Raw genomic sequence first — 15,681 nt, 5'->3', positions numbered from 1 at the left:
GGGTTTGTGATGAAGTTAGCCATTGTTACCGCCTGCCCGAACGGCATGGTCACCAGTGTGCTGTGCGCCCGCTTGCTGGACGCCGCCGCACAGCGCATGGGCCTGCACACCAGTGTTGAAGTGGTGGATGTGCAGCGCCCGGAACGCCAGCTGTCCCAGGCCACCCTCGACGACGCAGAATGGGTGCTGCTGGTCAGCAGCACGCCGGTGGATATGCCGCGGTTTGTCGGCAAGCGCGTGTTCCAGACTACTCCGGCCCAGGCGTTGGCGGATGTTGACGCAGTGTTGCGTCGCGGCGCCGAAGAGGCGCAGGTGTATGTCGCACCGCAGGGGGCGGCCAAACAGGCGCCGCGCATCGTTGCGATTACCGCATGTCCTACCGGGGTGGCCCACACGTTCATGGCCGCCGAAGCCTTGCAGCAGACGGCCAAGCGCTTGGGCTACGACTTGCAGGTCGAGACCCAGGGCTCGGTGGGCGCACGTACGCCCTTGAGCCCGCAAGCCATCGCCGACGCCGACGTGGTATTGCTGGCGGCCGATATCGAAGTCGCCACCGAGCGCTTTGCCGGCAAGAAAATCTACCGTTGTGGCACCGGCATTGCCCTCAAGCAATCCGAAGCCACGCTCAACAAGGCCCTCGCCGAAGGTGCGGTGGAGAGCGCAGCCGGCGGTGCGGTGGCCAAAAAAGAAAAGACCGGCGTGTACAAGCATTTGCTTACGGGCGTGTCGTTCATGTTGCCGATGGTGGTGGCGGGCGGGTTGTTGATTGCCCTGTCGTTCGTGTTCGGCATTCACGCGTTTGAACAGGAAGGCACCCTGGCGGCGGCGCTGAAAACCGTGGGTGACCGTGCATTCATGTTGATGGTGCCATTGCTGGCGGGTTACATCGCCTACTCGATTGCCGACCGTCCCGGCATTGCGCCCGGCATGATCGGCGGCTTGCTGGCCGGCACCTTGGGCGCGGGGTTTATTGGCGGGATCTTCGCCGGTTTCCTCGCCGGCTACTGCGTCAAGCTGATCACGCGCGCGGTGAAGTTGCCCCAGAGCCTGGAGGCGCTCAAGCCGATCCTGATCATTCCGTTGCTGGCGAGCCTGTTCACGGGCCTGGCGATGATCTATCTGGTGGGCCCGCCTGTGGCGCGCATGCTGACCGGCCTCACCGACTTCCTTGCCACCATGGGCACCACCAACGCAGTGCTGCTGGGTGTTCTGTTGGGCGGCATGATGTGTGTCGACCTGGGCGGGCCGATCAACAAGGCGGCGTATGCGTTTTCCGTCGGGTTGCTGGCGGCGTCCAGTGGCGCGCCGATGGCGGCGACCATGGCGGCCGGCATGGTGCCGCCGATTGGCATGGGCATCGCCACGTTCCTGGCGCGACGCAAGTTCGCCCAGACTGAGCGTGAGGCGGGCAAGGCGGCGATGATCCTCGGCATGTGCTTTATCTCAGAGGGCGCGATTCCGTTTGCCGCCAAGGACCCGCTGCGCGTGATTCCGGCCAGCATTGCCGGCGGCGCCTTGACCGGTGCCCTGTCGATGTACTTCGGCTGCAAACTGGCGGCGCCCCATGGCGGCTTGTTTGTACTGGTGATTCCGAATGCGATGAACCACGCGCTGCTGTATCTGCTGGCGATTGTCGCCGGTAGCCTGCTGACCGGGCTGGTGTATGCGCTGATCAAGCGGCCGGAGACGGTGGAGCTGGCGGTCACACCAGCGTAAAAAATGTGGGAGCTGGCTAGTGTCATCTCTGATTCATGCGCACATGCTTAAGTCTCCCTTTTGATCCTCAAGAGGGCACCCGCATGAGCCACTTCGATCTTGGCCGTCGTCGCGTGATGCAAGCCGTCGGCGCCGGTCTGTTACTGCCGGGCCTGGCCCCGGCGGTGATCGCCTCGGTCAAGGACCGGCCGCAACTCACCGACGGCGTGCAGTCCGGTGACCTGCTCGGCGACCGCGCCATGATCTGGAGCCGCAGCGACCGCCCGGCGCGCATGGTGGTGGAGTGGGACACCCGCAGCGTGTTCAGCAACCCCCGCCGATTCGTCTCGCCCCTGGCTGACAACCGCACCGACTTTACCGCCCGCGTCGAACTCACCGGGCTGCCCACCGACCAGGCGATTTTCTACCGCGTGCACTTTGAAGATGCCCAGACCGGCGTCCCCAGCGAACCCTGGTTCGGCCATTTGCGCAGCGTGCCGCAACAGCGCCGCGACATCCGTTTTGTGTGGAGCGGCGACACGGTCGGCCAAGGCTTCGGCATCAACCCGGACATCGGCGGCATGCGCATCTACGAAGCCATGCGCCTGCGCCTGCCGGACTTTTTTATCCACAGCGGCGACACCATCTACGCCGACGGCCCGGTGCCGGCGCAACTGGCCACCGAAGGCGGGCGCATCTGGCGCAATATCACCACCGAAGCCAAGAGCAAAGTTGCGCAGACCCTCGACGACTATCGCGGCAACTATCGCTATAACCTGATGGACGAAAACGTGCGCCGCTTCAACGCCGAAGTGCCGCAGATCTGGCAGTGGGACGACCATGAAGTGGTGAACAACTGGTCGCCGAGCAAGCAGCTCGATGAGCGCTACCAGGTCAAGGACATCAACACCTTGGTGGGCCGCGCCCGCCAAGCCTGGCTGGAATATTCACCGATGCGCCGACAGGCCGCCGACGGCGGCGGGCGGATTTATCGCAAGCTCGCTTACGGTCCGTTGCTGGATGTGTTCGTGCTCGACATGCGCAGCTATCGCGGGCCCAACGATGACAACCTGGGCGCTGAAAAAGCCTTCCTCGGTCGCGAGCAACTGGACTGGCTCAAGCGTGAACTCAAGGCGTCCCAGGCGCAGTGGAAAGTCATCGCCGCCGACATGCCCATCGGCCTTGGCGTGCCCGACGGCGAAGTAAGCCCCGGCGTACCGCGCTGGGAGGCGATTGCCAACAACGATCCGGGTGCGCCGCAAGGCCGCGAGGTGGAAATTGCCGAATTGCTGGGTTTCCTAAGAGCACAACAGATACGCAACCATGTGTGGCTGACGGCGGATGTGCATTACTGCGCGGCCCATCATTACCATCCGGACCGCGCGGCCTTCCAGGATTTCGAGCCGTTCTGGGAGTTTGTTGCCGGACCGCTGAACGCGGGGAGTTTTGGGCCCAATCCACTGGACAAGACCTTCGGGCCGCACGTGGTGTTCGAAAAAGCGCCGCCGGCGCAGAACACCTCGCCGTTTGCCGGGTTCCAGTTTTTTGGCGAGGTGCAGATCGATGGGCAGACGGCGGAGTTGACCGTGATTTTGCGCGACTTGGATGGCGTCTCAGTGTTCGAGCAAAAACTGCAACCCACCTGATTTGGAATGCGATCAAAACTGTGGGAGCGGGCTTGCTCGCGAATGCGATGGGTCAGTTACATCACAAGTGACTGACACGCCGCATTCGCGAGCAAGCCCGCTCCCACATGGGGTCTTCAGCGCTAACAAAAGTATCAATACACATCCCGGCGATAGCGACCTTGTTCGATCAACCGCTCCACGGCCTCGCTCCCCACTATATCCACCAGCGCCTGATCCACCCCGGCCGCCATCCCCTGCAAACTCCCGCACACGTAAATCGCCGCGCCTTCGTTGAGCCACTTGCGCAACACCTCGGCTGATTCGCGCAGGCGGTCCTGCACGTAGATTTTCTCCGCCTGATCGCGGGAAAACGCCAGGTCCAGCAACGCCAGATCACCGCTGGCCAACCAGCCTTGCAGCTCGTCCTGGCACAGGAAGTCATGGGCGATATTGCGTTCGCCAAACAGCAGCCAGTTGCGCTGCTGGCCGTCGGCAATGCGTGCCTTGAGCAAACTGCGCAGGCCGGCCAGGCCGGTGCCGTTGCCCACCAGGATCAGCGGCACCGGGGCGTCCGGCAGGTGGAAACCACTGTTGCGGCGCAGGCGCAGGCTGACGCTCGAACCCACGGCGGCGTGCTCGGTGAGCCAGCCGCTGGCCACACCCAGGCGGCCGTCGGGGTGGCGTTCCTGGCGTACGATCAGCTCCAGCGCACCTTCGCTTGCAATTGAGGCGATGGAGTATTCGCGCATGCCCAGGGGCACCAGTGCGTTTGCCAGGGCCTGAGCGTGCAGGCCCACCAGATGGGCGCGGTTGTCCGGCAGTTGGCGCGTGGCCAGGGCCTGGTTGAGCGTCTGCGGCAAGCCGTCGATCAATACGCCCTCGCTGCCGGCCAGGCCCAGGCCCTCGATGAAGTGCTCGATGGCCCGGGAGCAATTGCGTGGCAGCACTTCCACCAGGTCGCCGGCTTGCCAATTGTGTGGCGATGGCGAGCTGAGGCCGAGCAGATAGACTGGCGAGCCGCTGCTGCCGGGATTGAGCAGGCGGCGTTGGCTCAGTGTCCAGTTTTCATACTGTGCAATCGGCCAGGCCGCTGCGGGTGCGTGGCCGGTCAGTTGCCCGAGCTGCTGTTGCCAGTGCAGCAGCGCCGTGGTGTCGCCGCTGTCTACTTCCACGGGGGCGAACAATGGGTTGCCACCCTGGTTGGTCAGCCAGAAACTCAGGCGTCGGGCAAAGCCGCAAAAGTGTTCGTACTGGCGATCGCCCAGGGCCAGCACCGAGTAGTTCAGGCCCTTGAGCGACAGGTCCTGTCCGAGCACGCTGCGCTCGAAACCACGGGCGTTGTCCGGGGCTTCGCCGTCGCCGAAGGTGCTGACCACAAACAGCGCATTTTCCGACTGGCGCAGGTCGTCCTGGCTGACGCTGCCCAAAGGCTGCACCTTCACCGGCAACCCGGCCGCCTGCAATTGGCCGGCGGTCTGCCAGGCCAATTGCTCGGCAAAACCGCTCTGGCTGGCAAAACCGATCAGCCAGGCTGGCGCATCGCTGGTGTGGGGCGCGAGGCCTTTGCGCGCATCACGCACCTGGCGCTTTTTGCGCCGGCGGTCCAGGTACAGCAACCAGCCGGTGATAAAGAACAAGGGCATCAGCACCGAGCTGAGCGTGAGGATGATCCGCCCCGCGAGGCCAAAGTAACTGCCAGTGTGCAGCGCGTACACGCTGGTCAGCAGCCGGGAACCGAGTGACTTGCTGGCATACCTGTCGTGGGCAGTGACCTCGCCGGTGGCCGGATCCAGGTTGATCTGGTTCACGGCGCGATCATGGGGCGAATCTTTCAGCAGGTAGTAGACGGTGGCCGGTTGCCCGGCGACGGCTGGCATGCGGATGTTATAGGCGCTCAAGCCTGGGCCGGCGTTGCTGTAGATGCTGCTCCAGATCGCGTCGTAGTTGGCCACTTGCGCCGCGCCCTCTGGCGTCGGGCCGCGCTTGCGCCCCCGTTCGTTCTGTGGCGCGTCGGAGAGCAATCGGATCAGGCCCTGGCTGTACCAATCGTAGGACCAGGTCAGGCCGGTCAGTGCCGACAGCAGGTAGGCCAGCAGGCACCAGGTGCCGAACACCGAGTGCAGGTCCCAGTTGAAGCTGCGGCCCTTCTTACGCCAGTCCACGGCCAACCAGGCTCGCCAACTCGCCACTTGGCGTGGCCAGCGCAGGTACAAGCCGGACAGACAGAAGAACACCAGGATCAGCGTGCACGCGCCGGTGATCTGCCGGCCGGTTTCGCCCATGACCAGGAAACGATGAAACTGCAGGATAAACTCGAACACGTCCTGGCCGACGACGTCGCCCACGAAGTTCCCGGTGTAGGGGTCGAAGTAGCGCAACTGGGCGCGCGGCTCACCCGCCGGTGAGGTGAAGAGCACCCGCGCGGCGTTGCCGCTTTCGCTTTCCACCCAGAGCCGTGAGACGGTCTGGCCTGCGCTGGCCTCCAGCTTGCGCACCAGTTCGGCGGGCGGCAGTACCCCGGCTTCACGTTTCTCCACGCTCAGCACGCTCGGGTTCAGCGCTCGCAGTATTTCATCCTGAAACGAGACCGCAGCCCCGGTGATCCCCATCAAGGCCAGCACCAGCCCGGCGGTAATGCCGAAGAACCAGTGCAACTGGAACAGGGTTTTCTTCAACACGTCTGACGGCCTCGTCTATCTGAATATGTAGGACAGGGCGCGCATTATGCCGTGCCTTGTCGAGAAACATTCCTTTTAAGCACAAAAAAGCCCACGACAGGTCGTGGGCTTTTGCTTGCCGCTGCGTTTATACGTAAAACGATTTCAATGGCGGAAAGCCATTGAACTCAACCGCGCTGTAGCTGGTGGTGTACGCGCCGGTCGACAGCCAGTACAAGCGGTCACCGATCGCCAGGTTCAGCGGCAGGCCGTACTTGTAGTTTTCGTACATGATGTCGGCGCTGTCGCAGGTAGGACCGGCGATGACCACTTCTTCCATCTCGCCTTTCTTCTCGGTCCAGATCGGGAACTTGATGGCTTCGTCCATGGTTTCGATCAGGCCGGAGAACTTGCCCACGTCTGTGTACACCCAGCGCTCAACGGCGGTACGCGACTTGCGCGCCACCAGCACCACTTCGCTGACCAGAATACCGGCGTTGGCGATCAACGAACGGCCCGGCTCCAGGATGATTTCCGGCAGGTCGTCGCCGAAGTCTTCCTTGAGGAAACGGATGATTTCCTCGGCGTAGGTTTCCAGGCTGTTGGTGCGGGTGATGTAGTTGGCCGGGAAGCCGCCGCCCATGTTGATCAGCTTGAGGTGAATGCCGTCTTCTTCCTTCAGGCGTTCGAAGATCACTTTGACCTTGGCGATCGCCGCGTCCCACACGCTGATGTCGCGCTGTTGCGAACCAACGTGGAACGAAATGCCGTACGGCACCAGTCCCAGATCACGGGCCAGGATCAGCAGGTCCATGGCCATGTCGGTCTGGCAGCCGAATTTGCGCGACAGCGGCCAGTCAGCCGTGGTCGAGCCTTCGGTGAGGATACGCACATACACTTTCGAGCCCGGCGCGGCCTTGGCGATGTTGCGCAGGTCGGCTTCGGAGTCGGTGGAGAACAGGCGCACGCCCTTCTCGTAGAAGTAGCGGATGTCCTTGGACTTCTTGATGGTGTTGCCGTAGCTGATACGGTCGGCGCTGACGCCACGGTCCATGACCTTGTCCAGCTCGTAGATCGAAGCAATGTCGAAGCTCGAGCCTTTGTCCTTGAGCAGGTCGATGATCTCGACGGCCGGGTTGGCCTTGACCGCGTAATAGACTTTGGCGAATTCGAAACCGGCGCGCAGGTCATCGTAGGCCTGGCTGATCATCGCGGTATCGATCACCACGAATGGGGTTTCTTGCTTGTCGGCGAACGCCTTCATTTTGTCAAAGGTGGCGCGCGCGAAATAATCTTCGACGTTAATCGACATGCTGGGAACTCCTAGGGCAAACAAATTTGGTCAATGGGTGCAAATGAACGTCCTCCGTATCCCCACTTTGGTTCGCCTACTTCCCAAGGCATGTCGCCGAAAGCAAAAAGGCCATGGGAATGACTGCTTCCCTTGGCCTTGCTGTCTCGTCGTCAGTACTTGAGCCGGATGGATCGTTTCCAGCATGGACGTTCGGCGCGAACTTTAGGGCTTGATGGGCGTGGGATCAACTAAAAATGTCGCGTTTTTGCACGCGTTCGTCGCGCGACCGTGTGCAGCTACTTATGTAACCGACAGGTGTGACGGAATGATGTTCCCCGCAGATGGGGAATTGAAGGTATTTCCCTGCCACACCGCAGATCCAAATGTGGGAGCGGGCTTGCTCGCGAATGCGGTGTGTCAGTCAATACACAGGTGACTGATAGACCGCGTTCGCGAGCAAGCCCGCTCCCACATTTTGGACTGAGTTGTGTCAGATCAGGCCAGGGCGGTTTCGGCCGGCGACACGATGCTGGTCTTGCCCCCACGGGACTTACCTGAGCTCAGGTACTCGGCAATCGACTCCTGGGTTACTTCCCCGAGGAACACCCGCTCCGCATCCATCACCGGCAACCACGAACGGTTGAACTCGTACATGCGCGACAGCAGGATGCGCAAGTGTTCGTCATACGCCGCCGTGGCGTTGAACTCGCGCAGGTACTGGCCGCAAGTACCGGTCTGACGGTGCAGGTCGCGACGTCTTACATAACCCAGCGCCTTGTTCTCGGCGCAGGTGACCACCACGTAGCGACGGTCCAGTTCGTCCATCAGTTCCAGCGCTTCGGCCACCGGGGTTTCCGGGCTCACCGACGGCGCGTTGTCCGCCGCGTCTTCGGCCTTCACCAGCAGCAAGCGCTTGAGCGTGCTGTCCTGGCCTACGAAGTTGCTGACGAATTCATCGGCCGGGTGCGCCAGCAGGGTGTCCGGATGATCGATCTGCAGCAGCTTGCCGGCGCGGAAGATCGCGATCTTGTCACCCAGCTTGATGGCTTCGTCGATGTCGTGGCTGACCATGATCACGGTCTTGTTCAGCGCGCGCTGCATTTCGAAGAACTCGTTCTGGATCATCTCGCGGTTGATCGGGTCAACGGCGCCGAAGGGTTCGTCCATCAACAGCAACGGCGCATCCGCCGCCAGCGCACGGATCACGCCGATGCGCTGTTGCTGGCCGCCGGACAACTCACGCGGATAGCGGTGCAGGTACTGCTTGGGTTCCAGCTTGATCATGCTCATCAACTCGCGGGCGCGGTCGTGGCATTTCTGTTTGTCCCAGCCCAGCAGCTTGGGCACGACCACGATGTTTTCCTCGATGGTCATGTTGGGGAACAGGCCGATCTGCTGGATCACGTAGCCGATGTTGCGACGCAGGGTCACTTCGTCGAGGTCGGTGGTGTCTTCGCCGTTGATCAGGATCTTGCCCGAGGTCGGCTTGATCAGGCGGTTGATCATTTTCAGCGTGGTGCTCTTGCCGCAGCCCGAAGGCCCCAGGAATACGCAAATTTCGCCTTCGTTGACGGTCAGGCTTACGTCGTTGACGGCGGACACAGTCTTGCCGTTGCTTTGAAACGTCTTGGTCAGGTTTTGAAGTTCGATCATTTGAGCAATCCTTTTGGAGTCAGCGAGCGTTGCAGCCATTGCAAGAGCAGGTCGGCGAAGATGGCCAGGAGACTGACCAGCACGGCGCCGACGATCAGCATCGACATGTCGCTGCGGCTGATGGAAGCCAGAATAAGTACACCCAGGCCACCGGCGCCGATGGTGGCGGCGATGGTCATCACACCAATGTTCATCACCACGGCGGTGCGCACACCGGCGAGGATCACCGGCACCGCGATCGGCAGCTCGACCATGCGCAGGCGCTGGCCGAAGGTCATGCCGATGCCTTTGGCGGCTTCGCGAATACCCGGTTCCACGCCGGTCAGGGCCAGGTAGGTGTTACGCATGATCGGCAACAGGGAGTAGAGAAACACGGCGGTGATCGCCGGCATCGGCCCCAGGCCCTGGCCGAACTTGGAGTAGAACGGCAGCAGCAGGCCGAACAGGGCGATGGAAGGTACGGTCAGCAACACCGTGGCGCTGGCTTGCAGCGGGCCGGCCAGGGTCGGGAAGCGGGTCATCAACACGCCCAGGGGCACGCCTGCGACGATTGCCAAGATGACCGCAATGCCGACCAGCGTAATGTGCTGCCAGGTCAGGTGCAGGACTTGGGCCCAATCAAGATGGGAAAAGGCGTTCAGAAATTCCATGTCTCTTCCTCTTATTGATTGATCGGATGCTGGCGCAGGAAATCGGCGGCAACAGCGGACGGGCTTTCGTGGTTAACGTCGACCCGCGCATTCAGCTCGCGCATGGTGTTGTCGTCGAACAGATCGGCCAGCGGCTTGAGTTCGGCCGCCAGTTGCGGATGCTGGTCGAGATACGCCTGGCGGATCACCGGCGCTGCGGTGTAGTCCGGGAAATAGTGCTTGTCGTCTTCCAGCAGCTTCAGTTTGAAGGCGTTCAGGCGACCGTCGGTGGTGTAGACCAGGCCGGCAAACACCTGGCCGTTACGCAGCGCGGTGTAGACCAGCCCCGCGTCCATCTGCCGGGTGTTTTTGCGGGTCAGATTCATGTCGTATAGCTTGACCATGCCGCCCATGCCGTCGGAACGGTTGGCGAACTCGGTGTCCAGGGCGACCAGGCGCGTGCCCTTGGTTTTTTCCGCCAGGGCTTGGGTCAGGTCGCTGATGCTGTTGATGTGCGGGAACTCCTTGGCCACGTTATCGGGCAAGGCCAGGGCGTAGGTGTTGCTGAAGCGCGACGGCGAGAGCCAGACCAGGCCTTTTTTCGCGTCGACTTCTTTAACCCGTGCGTAGGACTGTTCGCTGTCGAGTTTCTCGTCGATATGGTTGTAGGCCACCAGAGAAACCCCGGTGTATTCCCACAGCAGGTCCAATTGCCCGCTTTCCTGGGCGCTGCGTGCCAGGTTGCTGCCCAGGCCGCCGGTTATCTGGGCGTCATAGCCCTTGGTGCGCAGGTACTGGGACGTGATCTCGGCGAGCAGGGTCTGTTCAGTGAACACCCGCGCGCCGATGCGGATCACCGGTTTATCAGCGGCCTGCGCGATGCCTGCAAACAGCAGGACGCAGCCTAATATCAAGCTTAGCTTTTTCATGTGAATTCCTTTGCAGGCCTTAAGACGCACGCAACCCGCGTTCCAGCCAGAGGCGGCTGGCCAGGGTCACCAGGCCGTCAAGCAACAAGGCGAGCAGCGCGGTGCACGCGGCGCCGAGCAGCAATTGCGGCTGATTGTTCAGGGCGATGCCGGGGAAGATCAGGCTACCCAGGCTGTTGGCGCCAATCAGGAACGCCAGCGGTGCGGTACCGACGTTGATCGCCAGGGCCACGCGCACGCCACCGATGATGATCGGCACGGCGTTGGGCAATTCCACGCGCAGCAGCACTTGGCGCGGCGTCATGCCGATGCCGGTGGCGGCTTCTTTCAGGGAGCCCTGGACGTTTTTCAGGCCTTCGTAGGTGTTACGCACGATGGGCAGGAGTGAAGCGAGGAACAGCGCGAAGATCGCCGGGCCGCTGCCGATGCCGAGGACACCGAGGGCAATGGCCAGTACGGCCAGGGGAGGAATGGTGTTGCCGATGTTGAAGATCTGCATGAAGCGTTCTGCGCGCCCGACCATGTTCGGCCGGCTGAGCAGGATACCGGCGGGGATACCCACAACGAGGGCCGCCAGCATGGAGACAAGAACCAGGATCAGATGAGCTTGCAGGTAAAACACTAAATCGTCGCGGTACAGTTCGATCGTATTGATGCCGATCCAGTGGACCAGCAGGGCCAGGAGCGCGACGACAACCGCGCCTCCCATAAGCCCTTTGCCATAGCGAATAGCCACAGGCGGACTCCTTTTTTCTTCTGTCGACGAACACATTCCCGCGTGGCATGCCATGGCTGGCTGTCAGCGGAATATGGTCGCGAAATGCAGCTCGCCAATGCCGTCAAAAGCGGCATGAGTTCGAGCCATAAGCGCTGCCCCGTCAGGCTAACTTGCTGATTTTTCAGCCCCTGGTACGAGTGCGTTGGCAGGGGAATGGACGTCTCCACCTTTTAAAAGGTTCCACACTTGGCCGCATTTAGCCACCCCCAAACGGGTGAACGGTGGTCCGGCACGCCCGGTTTGCGCTATACTCGCCGCCCTTTTTTGACTCACCTGCCAGGCGATTTCCCATGACCCACCAGGCCGCCGAAGTCGCGAAACGCCGCACTTTCGCCATTATTTCCCACCCCGATGCCGGTAAAACCACCATCACCGAGAAGCTGTTGCTGATGGGCAAGGCGATCGCGGTGGCCGGCACGGTGAAGTCGCGCAAATCCGACCGCCATGCCACCTCCGACTGGATGGAGATGGAAAAACAACGGGGTATTTCCATTACCACGTCGGTCATGCAGTTCCCGTATCGCGACCACATGGTCAACCTGCTCGACACCCCGGGCCACGAAGACTTCTCAGAAGACACCTACCGCACCCTGACCGCGGTGGACTCGGCGCTGATGGTTCTGGACGGCGGTAAAGGCGTCGAGCCCCGGACCATTGCCTTGATGGACGTGTGCCGGTTGCGCGACACGCCGATTGTCAGCTTCATCAACAAACTCGACCGCGACATCCGCGACCCGATCGAGCTGCTGGATGAAATCGAAGCCGTCCTGAAGATCAAGGCCGCGCCGATCACCTGGCCGATCGGTTGCTACCGCGATTTCAAGGGCGTGTACCACCTGGCCGACGACTACATCATTGTCTACACCGCCGGCCATGGCCACGAACGCACCGATGTGAAAATCATCGAAAAGCTCGACTCCGACGAAGCCCGCGCCCACCTGGGTGACGAATACGACCGCTTCGTCGACCAATTGGAGCTGGTGCAGGGCGCCTGCCATGAATTCAACCAGCAGCAATTCCTCGACGGTCAGTTGACCCCGGTGTTCTTCGGCACTGCATTGGGCAACTTCGGCGTCGACCACGTGCTCGACGCCGTGGTGGATTGGGCACCCAAACCCTTGGCCCGTGTCGCCAACGAGCGCACCGTCGAGCCGGTTGAAGAGAAATTCACCGGTTTTGTGTTCAAGATCCAGGCGAACATGGACCCCAAGCACCGCGACCGCATCGCTTTCATGCGCATCTGCTCCGGTCGCTACGAAAAAGGCATGAAGATGCGCCATGTGCGCACCGGCAAGGACGTACGCATCGGCGACGCCCTGACGTTCTTCTCCTCCGAGCGTGAACAGCTAGAAGAGGCCTACGCCGGCGACATCATCGGCCTGCACAACCACGGCACCATCCAGATCGGCGACACCTTCACCGAAGGCGAAGCGCTGGGCTTCACCGGTATCCCGCACTTCGCCCCGGAACTGTTCCGCCGCGTACGCCTGCGCGACCCGCTCAAGTCCAAGCAACTGCGCCAGGGCCTGCAGCAACTGGCGGAGGAGGGCGCCACCCAGGTGTTCTTCCCCGAGCGCAGCAACGACATCATCCTCGGCGCTGTCGGCGTGCTGCAGTTCGATGTGGTCGCCAGCCGCCTGAAAGAGGAATACAAGGTCGAATGCTCCTACGAGCCCATCACCGTGTATTCCGCGCGCTGGATCGATTGCAGCGATAAGAAGAAGCTCGAAGAGTTTTCCAACAAGGCGGTGGAAAACCTGGCGATTGACGGCGGTGGGCACTTGACCTACCTGGCGCCGACCCGGGTCAACCTGGCGTTGATGGAAGAGCGTTGGCCGGACGTGAAGTTCCGCGCGACGCGCGAGCACCATTAAGCTCTAAGCGGTAAAGAAGGGCGAAGCTGTGATGGCTTCGCCCTTTTTATTGGCTGGCGCAAATCAAAAATGTGGGAGCGGCGGTGCGACGATTCGACTTGCTCGCGAAGGCGGTGCGTCATTCACCAGATGTACTGCCTGATCCACCGCTTTCGCGAGCAAGCCCGCTCCCACATGTTGATCTTCATTCGTCATGGCACTGGCGAGAACTTGACATCCGGTCTAGCGTTTCTCATTCCGATGACAGAAGAGGGGAACACCGTGCCTAGTGTTGAGCGCTTTATCTTTCTGGTATTGCTCGCCGCCCTGGGGTTCTCGAGCGCCCCAGCGCAGGCAGGCGCGGGAACGCCTCAGTGGAAAGACACCGGCCCGGTCACCAAGAAAAAGCAGCAAGAGGTCAACTCCGGCAGTTGGCAACCGCAGCCCCAGCCTTCAGACGTCAAGGATCCGGAAAATCCCGTCAACGAAGGCGAAGACAGTGAAACCTTCGACGACGGCGAGACCTGAGACGCGGCGCACAGCCAAAAAGAAACCCCTCCCGCCAGGCTGATGCGCAACCTGACGGGAAGGGCTGTAGAACGCTATGGGAGCAGTGTTGCCTCAGGCCACGAATTGCTCCGCGTAGTGGCACGCCACCTGGCGGTTATCCAACGGCCGCAACTGCGGTTCCTCGGTGCTGCACCGCGCCGTCGCATACGGGCAGCGCTTGTGAAACGCGCAACCCGATGGCGGGTTCAGCGGGTTGGGCAACTCGCCGACGATTTTGATCTTCGGCTTGTTCGGATCCGGATGAATGGTCGGGGTGGCCGACAGCAGCGCCTGGGTGTACGGGTGCAGCGGGCGGGCGTAGATGTCTTCCTTGGGGCCGACTTCCACCGGGCGGCCGAGGTACATCACCATCACGTCATCGGCCACATGTTGCACCACGGCCAGGTTGTGGGAGATGAACACGTAGGCGGTGTTGAATTCCTGCTGCAGGTCCATGAACAGGTTGAGTACCTGGGCCTGGATCGATACGTCGAGCGCCGAGGTCGGTTCATCGGCCACCAGCACCTTGGGTTGCAGCATCATCGCGCGGGCCAGGGCGATACGCTGGCGCTGGCCGCCGGAGAACATGTGCGGGTAGCGCTGGTAATGCTCGGGGCGCAGGCCCACTTGCTTCATCATCGCCTGCACTTTCTCGCGGCGTTCGGCGGCGGACAGGTTGGTGTTGATCAGCAGCGGCTCGCCGAGCTGGTCACCGACTTTCTGCCGTGGGTTCAACGAGGCATACGGGCTCTGGAACACCATCTGCACGTCTTTGCGCAATTGCTTGCGCTGGGCCTTGTCGGCGCCGGCGACTTCCTGGCCGGCGATTTTCAGCGAGCCCGAAGACGGCTCTTCGATCAGCGTCAATGCACGGGCCAGGGTGGACTTGCCGCAGCCCGACTCACCCACCACGGCGAGGGTCTTGCCGGCTTCCAACTCGAAGGACACGCCATTGAGTGCGCGTACCAACGCATGGCCCTTGAACAGGCCACGGGACACTTCGTAGTGACGGGTCAGGTCGCGGGCGGTAAGAACGACGGCCATTACGCCACCTCCTGGTTCAAGGGGTAGAAGCAGCGCGCCAGGCTGTTGGTTTTCGGATCAAGCGCTGGGCGCTCGCTGCGGCAGTTGTCGCGTACATACGGGCAGCGCGGCGACAGTAGGCAACCCTGCGGGCGGTCATAGCGGCCCGGCACGATGCCCGGCAGCGTGGCCAGGCGCGTGGCGCCGAGGCTGTGCTCGGGAATCGCCTTGAGCAACGCTTCGCTGTACGGGTGCGCCGGGATGTCGAACAACTGCGGCACCTGGCCGACTTCCACCGCTTGGCCGGCGTACATCACGCACACGCGCTGGGCGGTTTCCGCCACGACCGCGAGGTCGTGGGTGATCAGCACCAGGCCCATGTTCTGTTCTTTCTGCAGGGCCAGCAGCAGTTCCATGATCTGCGCCTGGATAGTCACGTCCAGGGCGGTGGTCGGTTCGTCGGCGATCAACAGCTTCGGCTCGCCGGCAATCGCCATGGCGATTGCCACACGCTGGCTCATACCACCGGACAGTTGGTGCGGGTAGGCGTCCATACGGCTGGCGGCGCCTGGGATCTCGACTTTTTCCAGCAACTCGATGGCACGCTTGCGCGCTTGCTTGCCGGACATTTTCAGGTGCAGGCGCAGCACTTCTTCGATCTGGAAACCCACGGTGTAGCTGGGGTTCAGCGCGGTCATCGGGTCCTGGAACACCATCGCCAGGTCTTTGCCGACGATCTGGCGGCGCTGGCGGTTGCTCAGCTTGAGCATGTCCTTGCCGTCGAAGTTCAGCGCGTCGGCGGTGACGATGCCGGGGTGCTCGATCAGGCCCATCAGCGCCATCATGGTCACGGATTTACCCGAGCCCGACTCGCCAACGATCGCCAGGACTTCGCCTTTGTCGACCGAAATGTCGAGGCCATCGACCACCGGCACGGCGGTCTTGTCGCCGAAGCGCACGTTGAGATTCTTGATTTCTAACAGTGACATGGGA

At 61.9% G+C, this 15,681-nt stretch carries 12 protein-coding genes; 4 read left to right on the top strand and 8 right to left on the bottom strand.

Annotation, left to right across the window (positions count from 1 at the left end):
• The first annotated feature begins 9 nt into the window (after positions 1–9).
• Both ACLH0H_RS04965 and ACLH0H_RS04960 read left to right on the top strand, forming a co-directional pair.
• Positions 10–1,716, top strand: a complete 1,707-nt coding sequence (locus ACLH0H_RS04965) for a PTS fructose-like transporter subunit IIB (protein WP_411381199.1) — start codon at positions 10–12, stop codon at positions 1,714–1,716.
• Between the two features lie 83 nt (positions 1,717–1,799).
• On the top strand, positions 1,800–3,341 hold the full coding sequence (locus ACLH0H_RS04960; protein WP_411381198.1) for an alkaline phosphatase D family protein: 1,542 nt from the start codon (positions 1,800–1,802) through the stop codon (positions 3,339–3,341).
• 134 nt (positions 3,342–3,475) lie between these two features.
• Here the strand turns inward: ACLH0H_RS04960 and ACLH0H_RS04955 are convergent, their stop codons facing one another.
• The 6 genes from ACLH0H_RS04955 to ACLH0H_RS04930 form a co-directional block, all read right to left on the bottom strand.
• Positions 3,476–6,001 carry a PepSY domain-containing protein gene (locus tag ACLH0H_RS04955; RefSeq protein WP_411381197.1) on the bottom strand — a complete coding sequence of 842 codons (2,526 nt, stop codon included), beginning with the start codon at positions 5,999–6,001 and terminating at the stop codon, positions 3,476–3,478.
• Positions 6,002–6,128: 127 nt separating this feature from the next.
• Complete coding sequence (locus ACLH0H_RS04950; protein WP_014716890.1) at positions 6,129–7,292, bottom strand: type III PLP-dependent enzyme; 1,164 nt, start codon at positions 7,290–7,292, stop codon at positions 6,129–6,131.
• A gap of 477 nt (positions 7,293–7,769) precedes the next feature.
• A complete protein-coding gene (locus tag ACLH0H_RS04945) occupies positions 7,770–8,927 on the bottom strand; it encodes a betaine/proline/choline family ABC transporter ATP-binding protein (RefSeq protein WP_181080583.1) in 1,158 nt (385 codons plus the stop codon).
• Positions 8,924–9,577, bottom strand: a complete 654-nt coding sequence (locus tag ACLH0H_RS04940) for an ABC transporter permease (RefSeq protein WP_038443408.1) — start codon at positions 9,575–9,577, stop codon at positions 8,924–8,926. Before ACLH0H_RS04940 ends, ACLH0H_RS04945 begins: the two co-directional genes overlap by 4 nt.
• Positions 9,578–9,588: 11 nt before the next feature.
• Entirely contained in the window at positions 9,589–10,485 is an 897-nt protein-coding gene (locus ACLH0H_RS04935) for a glycine betaine ABC transporter substrate-binding protein (protein ID WP_411381196.1), read from the bottom strand.
• Positions 10,486–10,504: 19 nt separating this feature from the next.
• Positions 10,505–11,257 (bottom strand): ABC transporter permease, encoded by a 753-nt coding sequence (locus ACLH0H_RS04930; RefSeq protein WP_370879572.1) that lies wholly within the window; start codon positions 11,255–11,257, stop codon positions 10,505–10,507.
• 296 nt (positions 11,258–11,553) lie between these two features.
• Between ACLH0H_RS04930 and ACLH0H_RS04925 the strand changes: the two genes are divergently transcribed.
• Positions 11,554–13,137, top strand: coding sequence for a peptide chain release factor 3 (locus ACLH0H_RS04925; protein WP_411381195.1), 1,584 nt, complete (start codon positions 11,554–11,556; stop codon positions 13,135–13,137).
• A 174-nt stretch (positions 13,138–13,311) separates the two neighbouring features.
• A complete protein-coding gene (locus ACLH0H_RS04920; RefSeq protein WP_411381194.1) occupies positions 13,312–13,644 on the top strand; it encodes a hypothetical protein in 333 nt (110 codons plus the stop codon).
• A 93-nt stretch (positions 13,645–13,737) separates the two neighbouring features.
• Here the strand turns inward: ACLH0H_RS04920 and ACLH0H_RS04915 are convergent, their stop codons facing one another.
• Together ACLH0H_RS04915 and ACLH0H_RS04910 are read right to left on the bottom strand one after the other, a co-directional pair.
• The gene (locus tag ACLH0H_RS04915; RefSeq protein ID WP_076951129.1) at positions 13,738–14,709 is read right to left on the bottom strand and encodes a peptide ABC transporter ATP-binding protein; all 972 of its coding nucleotides are present in this window, start codon (positions 14,707–14,709) and stop codon (positions 13,738–13,740) included.
• Entirely contained in the window at positions 14,709–15,677 is a 969-nt protein-coding gene (locus ACLH0H_RS04910) for an ABC transporter ATP-binding protein (RefSeq protein ID WP_186688232.1), read from the bottom strand. Before ACLH0H_RS04910 ends, ACLH0H_RS04915 begins: the two co-directional genes overlap by 1 nt.
• Between the last annotated feature and the right edge of the window lie 4 nt (positions 15,678–15,681).

It is taken from the genome of Pseudomonas sp. MPB26, assembly GCF_046605355.1.
Lineage (GTDB): Bacteria > Pseudomonadota > Gammaproteobacteria > Pseudomonadales > Pseudomonadaceae > Aquipseudomonas > Aquipseudomonas cedrina.
This window is presented reverse-complemented; position numbering and strand designations above follow the sequence as displayed.